This is a genomic window from Micromonospora sp. ZG13, from assembly GCF_059359355.1.
On sequence record NZ_JCADBQ010000005.1, the window covers coordinates 310,867 to 326,535 of the forward strand.

At 72.8% G+C, this 15,669-nt stretch carries 18 protein-coding genes; 8 read left to right on the plus strand and 10 right to left on the minus strand.

What is annotated here, in order from left to right; genetic code table 11:
- The first annotated feature begins 11 nt into the window (after window positions 1–11).
- Both AC5L34_RS14195 and AC5L34_RS14200 read left to right on the plus strand, forming a co-directional pair.
- The gene (locus AC5L34_RS14195) at window positions 12–860 is read left to right on the plus strand and encodes a sugar phosphate nucleotidyltransferase (RefSeq protein WP_494825367.1); all 849 of its coding nucleotides are present in this window, start codon (window positions 12–14) and stop codon (window positions 858–860) included.
- Between the two features lie 36 nt (window positions 861–896).
- Window positions 897–1,184, plus strand: a complete 288-nt coding sequence (locus tag AC5L34_RS14200; protein WP_088999172.1) for an Lrp/AsnC family transcriptional regulator — start codon at window positions 897–899, stop codon at window positions 1,182–1,184.
- A 90-nt stretch (window positions 1,185–1,274) separates the two neighbouring features.
- On the opposite strand, the gene AC5L34_RS14205 is transcribed toward AC5L34_RS14200, so the two are convergent.
- The 5 genes from AC5L34_RS14205 to ctaE form a co-directional block, all read right to left on the minus strand.
- Window positions 1,275–1,970, minus strand: a complete 696-nt coding sequence (locus AC5L34_RS14205) for a DUF4142 domain-containing protein (RefSeq protein ID WP_441174899.1) — start codon at window positions 1,968–1,970, stop codon at window positions 1,275–1,277.
- Between the two features lie 179 nt (window positions 1,971–2,149).
- Window positions 2,150–3,781 carry a cytochrome bc1 complex cytochrome b subunit gene (gene qcrB / locus AC5L34_RS14210; RefSeq protein ID WP_441174900.1) on the minus strand — a complete coding sequence of 544 codons (1,632 nt, stop codon included), beginning with the start codon at window positions 3,779–3,781 and terminating at the stop codon, window positions 2,150–2,152.
- Window positions 3,778–4,866: a cytochrome bc1 complex Rieske iron-sulfur subunit gene (gene qcrA, locus AC5L34_RS14215; RefSeq protein ID WP_494825244.1), complete on the minus strand. Its 1,089-nt coding sequence runs from the start codon at window positions 4,864–4,866 to the stop codon at window positions 3,778–3,780. The genes qcrB and qcrA overlap by 4 nt, the downstream gene beginning before the upstream one ends.
- 67 nt (window positions 4,867–4,933) lie before the next feature.
- Window positions 4,934–5,767, minus strand: coding sequence for a cytochrome bc1 complex diheme cytochrome c subunit (qcrC, locus tag AC5L34_RS14220; RefSeq protein WP_088999168.1), 834 nt, complete (start codon window positions 5,765–5,767; stop codon window positions 4,934–4,936).
- A 72-nt stretch (window positions 5,768–5,839) separates the two neighbouring features.
- Window positions 5,840–6,439, minus strand: coding sequence for an aa3-type cytochrome oxidase subunit III (gene ctaE / locus AC5L34_RS14225; protein WP_132236143.1), 600 nt, complete (start codon window positions 6,437–6,439; stop codon window positions 5,840–5,842).
- A gap of 108 nt (window positions 6,440–6,547) precedes the next feature.
- On the opposite strand from ctaE, the gene AC5L34_RS14230 reads away from it, so the two are divergent.
- The 4 genes from AC5L34_RS14230 (at window position 6,548) to AC5L34_RS14245 (ending at window position 9,547) form a co-directional block, all read left to right on the plus strand.
- Window positions 6,548–7,492 (plus strand): cytochrome c oxidase assembly protein, encoded by a 945-nt coding sequence (locus AC5L34_RS14230; RefSeq protein WP_441174902.1) that lies wholly within the window; start codon window positions 6,548–6,550, stop codon window positions 7,490–7,492.
- 184 nt (window positions 7,493–7,676) lie between these two features.
- Complete coding sequence (locus tag AC5L34_RS14235; RefSeq protein ID WP_441174903.1) at window positions 7,677–8,072, plus strand: response regulator; 396 nt, start codon at window positions 7,677–7,679, stop codon at window positions 8,070–8,072.
- Window positions 8,073–8,157: 85 nt separating this feature from the next.
- Complete coding sequence (gene trpD / locus AC5L34_RS14240; protein WP_494825247.1) at window positions 8,158–9,204, plus strand: anthranilate phosphoribosyltransferase; 1,047 nt, start codon at window positions 8,158–8,160, stop codon at window positions 9,202–9,204.
- Window positions 9,205–9,346: 142 nt separating this feature from the next.
- Entirely contained in the window at window positions 9,347–9,547 is a 201-nt protein-coding gene (locus tag AC5L34_RS14245) for a hypothetical protein (protein WP_441174905.1), read from the plus strand.
- A 245-nt stretch (window positions 9,548–9,792) separates the two neighbouring features.
- Here AC5L34_RS14245 and AC5L34_RS14250 read toward each other — a convergent pair whose 3' ends face one another.
- Both AC5L34_RS14250 and ctaC read right to left on the minus strand, forming a co-directional pair.
- Window positions 9,793–10,221: a cytochrome c oxidase subunit 4 gene (locus AC5L34_RS14250; RefSeq protein WP_441174906.1), complete on the minus strand. Its 429-nt coding sequence runs from the start codon at window positions 10,219–10,221 to the stop codon at window positions 9,793–9,795.
- Between the two features lie 10 nt (window positions 10,222–10,231).
- On the minus strand, window positions 10,232–11,203 hold the full coding sequence (ctaC, locus tag AC5L34_RS14255) for an aa3-type cytochrome oxidase subunit II (protein ID WP_441174907.1): 972 nt from the start codon (window positions 11,201–11,203) through the stop codon (window positions 10,232–10,234).
- 190 nt (window positions 11,204–11,393) lie between these two features.
- Here ctaC and AC5L34_RS14260 point away from each other — a divergent pair, with 190 nt between their 5' ends.
- Window positions 11,394–12,545 (plus strand): cysteine desulfurase family protein, encoded by a 1,152-nt coding sequence (locus AC5L34_RS14260; RefSeq protein WP_441174908.1) that lies wholly within the window; start codon window positions 11,394–11,396, stop codon window positions 12,543–12,545.
- Window positions 12,542–12,775, plus strand: coding sequence for a sulfurtransferase TusA family protein (locus AC5L34_RS14265; protein WP_441174909.1), 234 nt, complete (start codon window positions 12,542–12,544; stop codon window positions 12,773–12,775). Before AC5L34_RS14260 ends, AC5L34_RS14265 begins: the two co-directional genes overlap by 4 nt.
- Window positions 12,776–12,840: 65 nt before the next feature.
- Here AC5L34_RS14265 and AC5L34_RS14270 read toward each other — a convergent pair whose 3' ends face one another.
- The 3 genes from AC5L34_RS14270 to AC5L34_RS14280 form a co-directional block, all read right to left on the minus strand.
- Window positions 12,841–13,818: a carbohydrate kinase family protein gene (locus AC5L34_RS14270; RefSeq protein ID WP_441174910.1), complete on the minus strand. Its 978-nt coding sequence runs from the start codon at window positions 13,816–13,818 to the stop codon at window positions 12,841–12,843.
- 170 nt (window positions 13,819–13,988) lie between these two features.
- Complete coding sequence (gene erpA / locus AC5L34_RS14275) at window positions 13,989–14,357, minus strand: iron-sulfur cluster insertion protein ErpA (protein WP_088999157.1); 369 nt, start codon at window positions 14,355–14,357, stop codon at window positions 13,989–13,991.
- Between the two features lie 160 nt (window positions 14,358–14,517).
- Complete coding sequence (locus AC5L34_RS14280) at window positions 14,518–15,657, minus strand: glycerate kinase family protein (protein ID WP_441175142.1); 1,140 nt, start codon at window positions 15,655–15,657, stop codon at window positions 14,518–14,520.
- Window positions 15,658–15,669: the final 12 nt, after the last annotated feature.

A 15,669-nucleotide genomic window follows, 5' to 3' on the forward strand; every position in this document is an offset into this window, starting at 1 on the left:
AGGTCTGCGCGGTGGTGCTCGCCGCCGGCGAGGGCACCCGGCTGCGGCCGCTGACCGAGCGGCTACCCAAGGCGCTCTGCCCGGTGGGCAACGTGCCGCTGCTCGACCGGGCGCTGGACCGGCTGGCCGGGCTCGGCCTGGCCGGACCCGCCCGGGTCGCCGTCAACGCCTGTTACCTCGGCGACCAGGTCGTCGCGCACGTCGGAGGTCGCGCCCACCTCTCCGTGGAGCCGGGCGATCCGCTCGGCACCGCCGGCGGGGTGACGAACCTGCGGGACTGGATCGCCGGACGCGGCGTCCTGGTCGGCAACGCCGACGCCTACCTCGCCGACCCGGCACGGCCACCGGGGCCCGACATCGCCGCGCTGCTGGACGGCTGGGACGGCGACTCCGTACGCCTGCTCGGCCAGCCCGCCGCCGACCCGGCGGCGCCCGGCACCTTCGACGGCCACGAGTTCACCGGCTTCTCGCTGCTGCCGTGGCGGTTGGTGCGGGAGTTGCCGGTCGGCTTCGGCGACCTCGTCCGCGCCGTCTGGCGGCCGGCGGAGGCGGCCGGCGCGCTGGCCGTCGTGCCCTACCCCGGCACGTTCTACGACACCGGCACCCCGGCCGACTATTTGGCGGCCAACCTGCACGCCGCCGGCGGCGGCAACCTGGTGGACCCGACGGCCACGGTGACCGGCCACTGCCGGTCGGCGGTGATCGGCGCGGGCGCGGTCGTGCACGGTGACGTGGAGCGGGCGGTCGTCTGGCCCGGCGCCACCGTCGGCCCCCGCGAGCGCCTGCGCGACGCGGTCCGCGCCGGCGCCGCCCTCACCGTCCCCGGCACACCGCCGCCGGCGGACCGGGGGAACATCTAGCATGGGCGACGACGCCGACGAACGGAGAAATGCCCCGTGATCACCGCGATCGTGCTGATCGACTGTGCCACCGACTCGATCCCCGAGGTGGCCGAGAACCTGGCCAACCTGCCCGGCGTCAGCGAGGTCTACTCGGTGGCCGGCCACGTCGACCTGATCGCGATGGTCCGGGTCCGCGAGTTCGAGCAGATCGCCCAGGTGATCGCCGGCAGCATCTCCAAGGTGCCGGGGGTGCTCAACACCGAGTCGCACATCGCCTTCCGGGCGTACTCCCAGCACGATCTGGAGGAGGCGTTCGCGATCGGCCTGGCGAACGCCGACTGACCCGGGCGCCGGGCGGGCGGCGCGGCCCGGCGCGTACGCCGGACGGCCGGCCCACCCGGGAGGATGGACCGGCCGTCGTGGTGCGCGGCGTCAGCTCTGCGTGGGAGCCGGCGCCTCCTCGGTGCCGCCCGGAGCCGGCGACTCGGTGGTGCCGCCCGGAGCCGGGGTCTCGGTGGTGCCGCCCGGAGCCGGCGTGGTGCCGCCCGGAGCGGGCGTCGTGCCGCCCGGGCCCGGGGTGCCGCTGGCGCTGGTCTGCGGCACCGGGATGCCCAGCTGCTCCGCCAGCTGCACCAGCGCGTCGTAGTGCGCCTGCAGGGTCGGCAGGGCGGTCTGGGCCAGCTGGACCACCGACTGCTCGGAGCCCTGCGAGATCTCCGTCTGGGTGGCCTGGATGGCCTGGACGTGGCCGGCCAGCTCACTGGTCACCCAGAGCCGGTCGAACTCCTCGCCGCTGGCGTTGTTGAGCTGGTCGATGACGGACTGCTGATCCGCGGTGGGCTCGCTCGGCAACTCCACACCGAGCTGCGACGCGGTCTGCTGCACCGTCTGGTCGAGCTGGGTGTGGTCCGTCTTGAGCCGGGCACCCAGGTCCTTGACCCCCTGGCTCTGGCCCTTCTGCTGGGCCAGGTCACCGGCGGTGATCTCGAACAGGTTGACCTGATGGACGGCCTGCAGGTACTGGGTGTCCTGCTGCGACGGCTGCACCGCGGCCTGCGCCGCCGCAGCCGGCGCGATCCCCACCAGCACCAGCGCGGCCAGCAGGCCGAGGCGTTTGATACCCAACATGCTTTCCCCCCCTAGAGACGTTGGACCGCACGGATACCCGGCTCACGGGGGTTATTCCTGCGATCCCCCGACCAGGGGGCGACCGGTCCCACGGGCCCGTGTCGAGCGGTCGGCGGGCGGAAACGGACGTGGCGCCCGCCGGAGGACTCCGGTGGGCGCCACGTCGTGGTGTCGCGGGGTCAGCGACGGCTCTCGCCGCTGCCGATCTCCTCCCGCTCCGGGCGGGGCTCGACGGGCGGGTGGCCCGGCGAGACCGGCGCCTCGGCCGGCTTCTCGATCGGGTAGAAGAAGCCCCGGATGGCCGGGCCGAGGGCACCGAGCCGGTTCATCTTCTTCGGCACGACCCAGCCGGCGTACGGCAGCGCGGCGTGGCCGTCGCCGTGGCCGTCCGCCGCCGAGAGCGGCTGGTGCACCTCTTCGAACCGGCCGTCCGGCAGGCGCCGGATGATGCCGGTCTCGACACCGTGGGCGAGCACCTCGCGGTCGTGCTGCTGGAGACCCAGGCAGATCCGGTAGGTGACGTAGTACGCCAGCGGCGGCAGGACGAGCAGGCCGATGCGGCCGGCCCAGGTCATCGCGTTCAGGCTGATCTGGAACTTGTCGGCGATGACGTCGTTGGCGCCGGAGAGCGTCAGCACGATGAAGAACGCGACCGCCATGGCGCCCAGGCCGGTACGCGCCGGCACGTCCCGGGGACGCTGGAGCAGGTTGTGGCTCCTGGTGTCCTTGAGGCGGCGGGCCTCCAGGAACGGGTAGAGCGTCGACAGGCCGACCAGGATGCCCGGCAGCACGACCGTCGGCCAGAACAGCGGCGGGATCACGTATCCGTCGCCGATCGGGATGTTGATCTCCCATGCGGGCATCAGACGCGTCGAGCCGTCGAGGAACATGACGTACCAGTCGGGCTGGCTGGCGGCCGAGACCACCCACGCCTCGTACGGGCCGAACAGCCAGATCGGGTTGATCTGGAACAGGCCACCCATCAGCGCGATCACGCCGAAGACGACCATGAAGAAGCCGCCCTGCTTGATCGCGTAGCGGGGGAACATCCGCTCGCCGACCACGTTGCCGTTGGTCCGGCCGGGGCCGGGCCACTGGGTGTGCTTCTGCTTGAAGACCAGGCCCAGGTGGGCGCCGATCAGCGCGAGCAGCAGGCCCGGGACGAGCAGCACGTGGGCGATGTAGAACCGGCTGATGATGATCGTGCCCGGGAACTCCCCGCCAAAGACCGACGAGGTGACCCAGGAGCCGACCACCGGGATGGAGAGCATGATCGCCGAGGCGATCCGCAGGCCGGTGCCGGAGAGGCCGTCGTCCGGCAGCGAGTAGCCGGTGAAGCCGGCGAGGAAGCCGACCCAGAACAGCAGCGAGCCGATGATCCAGTTGGTCTCACGCGGCTTGCGGAACGCGCCGGTGAAGAAGACCCGGAGCATGTGCACCACGATGGCGGCCATGAACAGCAGCGCCGACCAGTGGTGCATCTGCCGCATGATCAGGCCGCCCCGGACATCGAACGAGATGTCCAGGCTGGAGGCGTACGCGGCTGACATCGGCGTGCCCCGCAGCGGGGCGTAGCTGCCGTTGTAGACGACCTCGGTCATCGCCGGCTCGTAGAAGAACGTCAGGAAGACGCCGGTCAGCAGCAGGACGACGAACGAGAACAGCGCGATCTCGCCGAGCAGGAAGGACCAGTGGTCCGGGAAGACCTTGTTCAGCAGCCGGCGCAGCGGGGTGGCCACCTGGAAGCGGTCGTCCACTCCCCGGGCGACGTTCCCCGGCACTGCTGCCTTGTCAAACTTGCGCCGCTTCACGGCCGCTCCCAGAAGTCGGGCCCGACGGTCTCGGTGTAGTCGGACTTGGCCACGAAGTAGCCCTCGGCGTCCACCTCGATCGGCAGCTGCGGCAGCCGTCGGCTGGCCGGGCCGAAGATGGGCCGGGCGTTGTCGGTGATCAGGAACTGCGACTGGTGGCACGGGCAGAGCAGGCGGTTGGTCTGCTGCTCGTACAGGCTCGCCGGGCAGCCGGCGTGCGTGCAGATCTTCGAGTAGGCGGCGTAGTTGCCCCACATGTAGTCGCCGTGCCCGACCCGCTCGTTGGCCCGGCGCGACTCCTGCGCGTCGGAGTCCCGCAGGTGGATCAGCAGGGTCGGCGAGTCGGCGTGCAGGTTGCTCACGCCGTGCGGGATGCCGGGGAAGACGGTGATCTGGCCGCCCGCGCTGACGTCCGCCGGGCGGACCGGCCGGCCGTCCTCGCGGACCAGCCGGATCTTCTCGCCGCCCTCGGCCGGGGCGAACCCGGTCGTGAACATCTGGTTGTTCTTGTGCGGCTGGGAGATCAGGCCGCCGACCAGGGGGGCCGCGGCGACCGCGCCGACCGGCGCGAGACCGGCCAGCAGCGAGATGCCGAGCAGCGGCCGGCGCTTCACGCCCAGCTCGTCGGCCATGTAGAGCATGGTCTGGCCGGTGATGATCCGGTCGTCGGAGGCGACGGCACCCTCGTGCCGGTCCTGGATCGAGACCTCCTTCGGCAGCAGCTTCTTGCCCCAGGTCAGGATGCCGAAGCCGATGCCGAGCAGGGCCACGCCGAGCGTGACGCCGAGCAGCGGGGTGTACCACTTGTCGCCGCCACTGCCCGGGGTGTACTTCCAGGGCCACCAGATGTAGACGACCAGGAAGGCGGTCGCCGCCAGGCCCGTCAGCAGGAAGAACGACGCGACCGTACGGGTCAGCCGGCGCTCGGCCTTGCTGCCCGGGGCGACCTGCGGCTCGTAGTGGACGATCTCGATGTCGTCCCGGCGCGCGCCCTCGCGGACGATGTCGAACTGGCTGAGCCCGGGGGTGTTCACGTCGAGCGGCTCCCGGCTCTGCTGGGCCTGGTGCTCGGTGTGCGTGGTCATGCCGTCACCTCGCTACGGGCGGTGCCGCGCTGCGGCACCACGGCACTGAATCGGATGAGCCGCCCGGTCACGACTTGCCCGCAATCCACAGGCTCGCGAAGACGAGCGCGACGATGCCCACCAGGAAGATCGCCAGGCCCTCGGTGGACGGCCCGTACCGACCGAGGTTGAAGCCGCCCGGGTCCTGGTCGTGCTTCAGGGTCTCCTGGATGTAGGCGATGAGGTCCGCCTTCTGGTCCGGGGAGATCTGGTTGTCGCCGAAGACCGGCATGTTCTGCGGGCCGCTCAGCATGGCGGCGTAGATCTGCCGGTCGGTCGCCGGGCGCAGGCTCGGCGCGTACTTGCCGGAGGAGAGGGCGCCGCCGCCACCGCCGAAGGCGTGGCACTGCGCGCAGTTGATCCGGAACAGCTCGCCACCGGCGGCGATGTTGCCGTCGGCGTGCAGGTTCTCACCGTCGGGCACCACCGGGCCGCCGCCGAGCTCCTGGACGTACTGCGCGAGCTGGCGCGTCTCCTCGTCCGTGAAGAGCTCCGGCTTGCGCTGGGCCTGGGCCTCCTGCCGGGCCATCGGCATGCGGCCGCTGCCGACCTGGAACTCCACCGAGGCCGCGCCGACGCCGATCAGGCTCGGCCCGCGTCCCTCGACGCCCTGGGCGTTGCGACCGTGACAGGTCACACAGCTCACGTCGAACAGCGCCTTGCCCTCCGCGGCGGCACCGGTGAGCGGGGTGTCCTGCGCCTGCACGCCGGGGGCGAAGACGGTGTAGGCGCCGCCGGCCAGCATCAGCGCGGCGAGCAGCCGGACCGCGGCGCCCAGCCGGCGGCGGCCCCTGCTGCGCGCCGCGGGCCGCTCGCGCAGCCGCGCGAGCAGACCGCGTCGGCGGTCGTTGTCAGAAGTCATGACCTGTGTCCTTAACCGGTTGGACCTTGTCTCAGGGGACGGAGCAGCGGCGCGGTTCGTGACGCGCCAAGATCACTGAAGCCAGTAGATCATGGCGTAGAGCCCGATCCACACGACGTCGACGAAGTGCCAGTAGTAGGACACGACGATCGCCGACGTGGCCTGCGCCGGTGTGAACCGGCCCATGGTGGTGCGGATCATGAAGATGACGAAGGCGACCAGACCGCCGGCCACGTGCAGGCCGTGGAAGCCGGTGGTCAGGTAGAACATCGACCCGTAACCGTCTTCGTTGATCTTGATGCCCGCGTGCACCAGCTCGCGGTACTCGTTGAGCTGGCCGAGGACGAAGATCAGGCCCATCACGAAGGTGATCGTGAACCAGCGCCGCAGCGCGTGCACGTCACCCTTCTCCGCGGCGAAGACACCGAGCTGGCAGGTCACCGACGACAACACCAGGATCACCGTGAAGGTGGTCGCGTAGGGGATGTTGAGGTGCGTGGTGTGTTCCGCCCACTGCTCCGGCGCCGCCGCGCGGATGGAGAAGTACATCGCGAACAGCGCCGCGAAGAACATGAGTTCGCTGGAGAGCCACACGATCGTCCCGACGCTGACCATGTTGGGTCGGGTCAGGGAGTGGATCCGGCTCTTGTCAATGGCTGGGGCCGCAGTCACGCGGTCATTATTGCCCTTGACCGGGGCCGGCGATCAGCGGGGGGCCAAACCCGTGGCATCCCCAGCCCGATCGGGGCAGTCCGGTTCGCCTGACCTAGGCTGAAAAGCGTGCTGCACGCCGATCCGATCCCCGCCGCAGCCGCCGTCGCCGCGCCGGCGGCGACGGCGGCCGTCCCGCCGCCGTTCACCGTGACCTCGGTGTTCACCGAGACGAAGCTGGACAGCTGGCTCGCCGTCGGCCTGGTGCTGGCCGCCGGCGTCTACCTCTACGGGGTCCACCGGCTGCGGCTGCGCGGCGACCGGTGGCCGGTCGCCCGGACCGTCTTCTTCCTCGGCCCCGGCCTCGGCGGCATCGCGGCGGTCACCGTCAGCGGCCTGCACGCGTACGACACGGCGCTGCTGTCGGTGCACATGGTCCAGCACATGGTGCTCTCCATGATCTCGCCGATCTTCCTCGCGCTGGGCGCGCCGGTGACGCTGGCCCTGCGTACGCTGCCCCCGCGACCGCGCAAGCGGCTGCTGGCCGTCGTGCACAGCCGGATCGCGCGGATCTACAGCTTCCCGCTGGTGGCGTTCACCATCTTCGTGGTCAACCCGTTCGCGCTCTACTTCACCGACATGTACCGCTACACGCTGGAGCACGCGTGGGCGCACGAGGTCGTGCACGCGCACTTCATCATGACCGGCTGCGTGTTCTTCTGGCCGCTGCTCGGCCTCGACCCGCTGCCGGGCCGCTGGCCGTACCCGGCGCGGGCGCTGCTGATGCTGCTCTCCGTGCCGTTCCACACGGTGCTCGGCCTCACCATCATGCAGAGCAGCACGCTGTTCGGCGGCGACTGGTACCCCTCGCTCGGGCTGACCTGGTCCGACCCCTGGCAGGACCAGGTGGTCGCCGGCGGCATCCTCTGGGCCGGCGGCGAGTTCGTCAGTGTGACCATGCTGGCCGTCCTGGTCGTGCAGTGGATGCGCCACGCCGAGCGGGAGGCCCGCCGCGTCGACCGCGACCTGGACCGCCAGGAGGCCCGTCAGCGCGCCGCGGAGTCCACCGCCTGAGCCGTCCGGCGGTACGCCCTGCGCACCGCCACCGGCCGGACGTCGCCCACCTCACACCGACCGGTACGATCAGCGGGCGGCTGCGAGGTGGGCGCCAGTCCGGCCGAGCAGCGCGCAGCGAACGAGTCAACAAGCTCAGTGTGATGGTGCCGCACGACGGCACGGAGCGAAGCGGAGTGCCGGCATGAGCGATCGTCTTTGCACCGTCCTGCTCTACAGCGACGACCCGCAGGTCCGCGACCGGATGCGGCTCGCCGTCGGCCCGCGCCCCGCGCCCGGCCTGCGGATCGAGTTCGTCGAGGCGTCCGACTACGCGGAGTGCATCCGGCTCGTCGACGACTACGAGATCGACCTGCTGGTGCTCGACGGCGAGGCGAGCCCGGGCGGCGGCATCGGCATCGCCCGGCAGATCAAGGACGACCGGGACGACGCCCCCCCGACCTGCGTGGTGATCGCCCGCGCCGCCGACCGGTGGCTCGCGGCGTACGCCGAGGTCGACGCCACCCTGGTGCACCCGCTCGACCCGGTGACGACCGGCACGACGGTGGCCGAGCTGCTGCGGGCGCACGCGCCCGCCTGACGTCCCCGCTCCGGCCGCCACGGCGCCGGGTCGACCGGTGCCGGTTCCCACCCCACCCGCATCTCGCACGCTCGGGAGGCCCGTCATGGGCGATCGGACCTGGCCGCACCTGCTCAACGCGCTGTTGCGCGGCGAGGAACTCGCCACCGCCGACACCGCCTGGGCGATGGGCGAGATCATGGCCGGCTCGGCGGCCCCGGCGCAGATGGCGGGCTTCGTCGTCGCGCTGCGCGCCAAGGGCGAGACCTCGACCGAGCTGGCCGGCCTGGTGGAGGCGATGCTCGGCCGGGCCGTGCCGGTGGAGCTGCCCGACGAGCTGCGCACCACCGCCCTCGACGTGGTCGGCACCGGCGGTGACCTCGCGCACACGGTCAACATCTCGACCATGGCCTCGCTGGTGGTTGCCGGTGCCGGCGTCCGCGTGGTCAAGCACGGCAACCGGGCGGCCTCCTCGTCGTGCGGCACCGCCGACGTGCTGGAGTTCCTCGGCGTACCGCTCGACCTGGGGCCGGAGGGGGTGGCCCGGTGCGTGGCCGAGGCCGGCATGGGCTTCTGCTTCGCGGCCCGGTTCCACCCGGGGATGCGGCACACCGGCCCGGTACGCCGGGAGCTGGGCGTGCCCACGGTGTTCAACTTCCTCGGACCGCTGACCAACCCGGCGCGGCCCCGCGCCGGGGCGGTCGGCTGCTTCGACGCCCGGATGGCCCCGGTCATGGCCGGCGTCTTCGCCGCCCGTGGCGACTCGGTGCTGGTGATGCGCGGCGAGGACGGGCTCGACGAGTTCACCACCGCCGCGCCCACCCGGGTCTGGGCGGCCCAGGGCGGCGTCGTCAGGGAGTCGCTGCTGGACGCGGCCGACCTCGGGGTACCCCGGGCCACCCTGGCCGACCTGCGGGGCGGTGACGCCGCCTACAACGCCGACGTGGTCCGCCGGCTGCTGGCCGGCGAGACCGGCCCGGTGCGCGACGCCGTCCTGGTCAACGCGGCGGCGGCGCTGGCCACGCAGGGCCCGTTGGACGGCGACCTGACCGAGGCGCTGCGGGCCGGGATGGACCGGGCCGCCGAGTCGGTCGACTCCGGGTCCGCCGCCCGCGTGCTGGACCACTGGATCGAGGTCGCGCGCGCCCTCTGAGCCCCGGGCCTCGCCGGAGGTTGTCGGACCCCCGTGGGAAACTACAGCTGAGTAGTTCCCACATCCGTCCTGCACCGTCGAGTGCGGCAATCCCGTCGGGCGTGTGCGACACCCCGCGGGACCGGAGCGAGAGGAGACGCCCGTGTCGGAGCGCGAGCTCTACTGCGACACCTGTGAGGGCGTCGAGCCGTTCGAGGCGCCACCGTGCGCCGACGGCCACGGCGCCGACTGCCCCGAACTGGTCTGCACGGGCTGCGGCGCGGCCGTGCTCGTCCCCAGCGTCGTGTTCCACCTGGTGCGCCCGCGCGCCCGCCGCCGCGCGGCGGCCCGCCGCGCCGCCTGACGCCACCGCCACCGCTGAGCGGGCGGTCGGGCACCCAGCGTCCGGGAGCGCCGCTGCCCAGCACGTCCCGCGCCCGCCCAGCCCGCCTTCCGGGCACGTCCGGCATCCGCACGACCTGTTTCCGCGCACGTCGCGCGCCCATACCGCCCGTCGCACGCCGAAGGCCCGCCACCGCCCGTCGCACGCCGAAAGGCCCGCCTCCCCGGGGAGGCGGGCCTTCGTGACGTCTCGCGGGTGGCGACCGATCAGTGCTCGGCGGTGCGCCGGGTGCCGCTGTAGTACTCGAACAGCAGGCCGCAGACGGAGAACGTGACCGCCACCATGCCAAGGCCGAGCAGCCAGAACTGCCAGAACGCGAGGCCGAAACCGGCGAGCCCGACGGCCAGGGCCAGGCCGAACGGCCAGTAGCTGCCCGGGCTGAAGAAGCCGATCTCGCCCGCGCCGTCGGCGATCTCACCGTCCGGCCGGTCCTCCGGCCGGAGGTCGATCCGGCGGGAGACGAACCAGAAGAAGCCGCCGCACATCGAGCACAGCAGGAAGCTCAGCAGCAGGGCGACGGTGCCCACCCACTCGACCTGGCCGCCGGAGTCGGCGGCGGTCCACCCGCCGTAGAGGAAGGTGGCGAAGAGCAGGAACCCGGCGATGACCAGGAAGATGCGCCACTCGGTCTTCATGCCCGATCCCTCAGCTTCCCGCGCCGGCCGGCGCGTCGTCGGGGTTGAAGTTGGCCTCGGTACGCCGGGTCTCGAACGGCTTCGTGGTCTTCGCGTACGGGTCCTCGCCGATGGCCGTCAGCGCCTCCTGCGTGGACCTGCCGTCGCGCTTGGCCGCCAGGAACTGCTCGTACTTCTCCGGGGAGACGACGCGCAGCTCGAAGTTCATGAAGGCGTGGTAGCTGCCGCAGAGCTCGGCGCAGCGACCCACGTAGGCGCCCTCGGCCTCCAGCTTCGAGACCTCGAACACGTTGCGGATCTTGCCCGGCATGACGTCGCGCTTGAACAGCAGCTCCGGCACCCAGAAGGAGTGGATGACGTCGCGGCTGGTCTCCTCGAACCGGATGGACCGGTCGGTCGGCAGCACCAGGATCGGGATGACCTCGCTGGTGCCCAGCACGGAGGCGACGGTGTTGGCGTCCTGGCCCTGGCCGTCGCGGTAGTTGAACTGCCAGTTCCACTTGAACGCGACCACCTCGACCGTGACGTCGGGGTTCTTGGTCGTCCGCACCACGTCGGTCTGCACGATCGCCGTGTAGTAGAAGAGCACGGAGACGATCAGGATCGGCGCGATGGTGTAGAGGAACTCCATCGGCATGTTGTAACGGGTCTGCACCGGCAGTTCGTTGCCCCGCTTGCGGTAGCGCACGACGCACCAGAAGATCAGGCCCCACACGAAGACGCCCACCGCGAGCGCCGCGATGCACGAGGCGATCCACAGGTCGTACATCCGCTGCGACTCGGGCGTGATGCCGCCCTGCGGCCAGCCGAATCCGCCGAACGCCGCGCCGACGTCGCAGCCCGTGAGCAGGACCAGCAGCGCCGCTCCGCCGAGACCGAGCCCGGCGATCCGACCGGCACCACGTCCCCGGCGCCCACCGGCTCCTGGGGAAGCGCTGTGCCGTACGGCCGACGGCCGTACCTCCGAACTCCTTGCGACCACCTGGTCCTGCCTCCCTAGCGCGCCGCGGTGTCTTCGTCCCTGCCCTCCGCCTGCGGAGCGACAGCACCAGCGGCAAAGGCGTCACCGACGGTCGCAGATTACTCGACCATGACGGGCTGGACCGTGTTGGGGTCGTTGTCGGCCCCCATCGGGGGGATCTTGGGCATACCGGCGCGATACGTTGGCTCCCGTGAGCGCATCCCCGGTCTACCTGGACGCGGCCACCGCCGCGCCGCTGCACCCGGTCGCCCGGCAGGCGCTGCTGGCGGCCCTCGACGACGGCTGGGCGGACCCCGGCCGCCTCTACACGCAGGCGCGCCGGGCCCGTCAACTCCTCGACGCCGCCCGCGAGGCGTGCGCGCAGACGCTCGGAGTGCGCGCCGACGAACTCTCCTTCACCCCCAGCGGTACGACGGCCGCACACTCGGCCGTGCTGGGGGGCCTGGCCGGGCGGCGGCGCGTCGGGGCCACCCTGGTGCACTCCGCGATCGAGCACTCGGCGGTGCTGCACGCCGCCGAGCGGCACGTCGCGGCGGGCGGCGCGGCCACGTCCGTACCGGTGGACCGGCTGGGTCGGCTCGACCTGGACCGCTGGGCGGCGGCGGTACAAGCGCCGGGGGTGGCGCTGGCCGCGCTGATCGCCGCCAGCCACGAGGTCGGCACCCTCCAGCCGGTGCCGGAGGCCGCGCGGGAGTGCGCCGAGGCCGGGGTGCCGCTGTACGTGGACGCCGCCCAGCTGGTGGGCCGGGCCCCGGTGCCGGCGGGCTGGTCGGTGCTGACCGCCAGCGCGCACAAGTGGGGCGGGCCACCCGGCGTCGGGTTGCTCGTCGTGCGCAAGGGCACCCGCTGGGAGTCGCCCTGGCCGGCCGACGACCGGGAGGCCGGGCGTACGCCGGGAGCGCTCAACCTGCCGGCGGTGGTGGCGGCGGCGGCGAGCCTGCGCGCGGCGGCGGCCGACGCGGCGGCCGAGGCGGCGCGGCTGACGTCGCTGGTGGCCCGGATCCGGGCCCGGGTGGCGGCGGAGGTGCCGGACGTGGAGGTGGTGGGTGATCCCGACCACCGACTCCCGCACCTGGTGACCTTCTCCTGCCTCTACGTCGACGGCGAGGCCCTGCTGCACGCGCTCGACCGGCGCGGGTTCGCCGTCTCCTCGGGCTCCTCGTGCACGTCGTCGACGCTGCGGCCCTCGCACGTGCTGGAGGCGATGGGGGTGCTCTCGCACGGCAACGTCCGGGTCTCGCTGCACCGGGAGACGACGGAGGCCGACGTCGAGAGGTTCCTCACCGAGCTGCCCGGCATCGTGGCGGGGCTGCGGGCCGAGGCCGGGGTGGTGGGGCTGTGACGGCGCCGGCGGAGATCCTCGACTGCCGCGGCCAGCGCTGCCCGCTGCCGGTCATCGCGGTGGCCAGGCGGCTGCCCGAGCTGCCCGTCGGCACGGTGGTGCGGGTGCTCGCCGACGATCCGGCCGCGGCGGTGGACCTCCCGGCGTGGTGCCGGATGCGTGGCCAGGAGTTCCTCGGCACGGTCACGGGCACCGACGGCCCCGCGTTCGACGTCCGCCGCCGCCACTGACCCGCGCCGCCGGGAGTGTTCTCATCCACCCCCGGCAGCCCCGGCGACAGCGACCCGCGCCGACGTCACGGCACGAGGTGCGGGCGGACCTCCTCGGCGGCGACGTCGCCGTACGACTCGGCGAGGCGCTTGACGAACAGGTCGCGGCGGACCTCGTACTCCTGGGTGCCGACGGTCTCCAGCACCAGCGTGGCGAGCAGGGAGCCGACCTGGGCGGCGCGCTCCAGCCCGAGGCCCCAGGAGAGGGCGGTGAAGAAGCCGGCCCGGAAGCCGTCGCCGACGCCGGTCGGGTCGATCGCCCGGGTCTCCCGCGCGATCGGCACGTGGATCGGGTCGAAGTCGCGCCCGGCGATCTCCACCCCGTGCTTGCCCAGCGTCGTGACCCGGACCTTGACCCGGTCGAGCAGCTGCGCGTCGGTCAGCCCGGCCTTGCTCTGCAGCAGCGACTTCTCGTAGTCGTTGGTCATCAGGTACTCGGCGCCGTCGATCAGCCCGACGACGTCCTCGCCGTCCATGCGCGCGAGCTGCTGGGACGGGTCGGCGGCGAACCGGTAGCCCCGCTCCCGGCACTCCGCGGAGTGCCGCAGCATCGCCTCCGGGTCGTTCGCGCCCACCAGGACCAGGTCCAGTCCGTCGAGGCGGCTGGCCACCGGCGCCAGCTCGATGTTGCGGGCCTCACTCATCGCCCCGGCGTAGAACGAGGCGATCTGGCACATGTCGGTGTCCGTGGTGCAGACGAACCGGGCGGTGTGCGCCACCTCGCTGACGTGCACCGAGTCGCAGTCGACGCCGTGGCGCTCCAGCCAGGAGCGGTAGTCGGCGAAGTCCGCGCCGACCGCGCCGACCAGGACCGGGCGCAGGCCGAGCTGCCCCATGCCGAAGGCGATGTTGGCCGCCACCCCGCCGCGCCGCAGCACCAGGTCGTCCACCAGGAAGGAGAGCGAGACCTTGTGCAGCTGGTCGGCGAGGAACTGGTCGGCGAAGCGACCGGGGAAGCTCATCAGATGGTCGGTGGCGATCGAGCCAGTCACGGCGATCTTCATGTCAACCTCGGGGTCGGGAGCGGGGCGCCGGTCAGCCTACCGGTCCGGCCCCCTCAGGATGACCTGTCGGTCGGCCCCGGGTCACCACCGTCGGGGACGCCTCCCCGGCCGGAAGACGACGGCGGGGCCGCCCCGGAGGACGGCCCCGCCGTGGTCAGCGGAGGTGCGGCTCAGCTGAACGAGTCGCCGCAGGCGCAGGAGTTGCCCGCGTTGGGGTTGTCGATGGTGAAGCCCTGGGCGTCGATCCGGTCGGCGAAGTCGATGGTGGCGCCGGCCAGGTAGGGGGCGCTCATCCGGTCGACGACGACCCCGACACCGTCGTAGTCGGTGACGACGTCACCGTCGAGCGACCGCTCGTCGAAGAAGAGCTGGTACCGCAGGCCGGAGCAGCCGCCCGGCTGCACGGCGACCCGGAGCCGCAGGTCGTCGCGGCCCTCCTGCTCGATCAGGGCCTTGACCTTCTGCGCCGCGACGTCGGTGAGGACGACGGACGTGGGGGCCTTGGCCTCGGTCGACTCGGTCTGCGCTGGCGTGGTCACGTGAAATCTCCCTGCGCGGTTGGGTCCGGACGCACTGGCCAACATCTCCTGTCGCCCAGCCATTCCCGGTGTGGTCCAGATCCGATGGTACGCCGCTCCGGCCGGCCCCACCCGTTCGGCGTGACCTGGGCCGTCGTCGGGCGCGGGGCGTACGGGGCGGTCAGCGGCTCCACTGCCGGGCCAGCCGGGTGCCGAGCGCCCGCAGCCCCTCGGCCGGGCGCTGCATCGCGGCGGCCAGCCCGCCGCGCTCCTCGCCCCCGAAGTGATCCACCAGGCTGTACGCGTCGGTCACCCCGGCCGCCCCCGCCTCCCGCCGGCCGGTGCTGACCCGGCCGGCGACCACCACGCAGGGCACGCCCCGGTCCCGGGCGGCGCCGGCCACCCCCGCCACCACCTTGCCGCGCAGCGACTGGTGGTCGAACGAGCCCTCCCCCGTGATCACCAGGTCGACCGCGTCGAGCGTGGTGTCCAGCCCGATCGCCCGGGTGACCAGGCCGATGCCCGACTCGCAGTGCCCGCCCAGCGCCAGCACGGCCGCGCCCAGCCCGCCGGCCGCGCCGCCGCCGGGCAGCGCGCCCAGCCGCTCGGGACAGCCGGGCAGGTCCCGCTCCAGCACGGCGGCGAAGCGCTCCAGCGCGGCGTCGAGCAGCAGCACGTCGGCCCGGTCGGCGCCCTTCTGCGGGCCGAACACGCTGCTCGCCCCGTGCAGCCCGAGCAGCGGGTTGTCCACGTCGGTGGCGGCGACCAGGCGGGCGTCGCGCAGCCGGGGCGCGCCGTCGACGGCGTGCACCGCGGCGAGCGCCGCCCCGCCGTACGGCAGCGCCCGGCCGCCGTCGTCCAGCGGGGTCACGCCGAGCGCGGTCAGCATGCCCGCGCCGCCGTCGTTGGTGCCGGAGCCGCCCAGCCCGATCACGACCGTGCGGGCGCCGGCCTCCACGGCGGCGGCGACGAGCACCCCCAGCCCGTACGAGGAGGTGGTCTTCGGGTCGCGCTCGCCCGCGTCGAGCAGGTGCAGCCCGCACGCCTGGGCGCTCTCCAGCCACGCGGTCGCACCGTCGTCGGTGAGCAGGATCTCACCGGCCGCCGGGCGGCCCAGCGGATCGACGGTCGGCACCGGGATCCGGCGCCCGCCGAGGGCGTCGGAGAGCACGTCGAGGAAGCCCGGCCCACCGTCCGACAAAGGCCGTACGAGCAGGTCGTCGTCGGGCGCGACCTCCCGCCAGCCGGCGGCCACGGCGTCGGCGACCTGCGGGGCCGGCAGCGTACCGGCGAACTTGTCCGGGCAGAGCAGTACGCGCATGCCGAGCAGTGT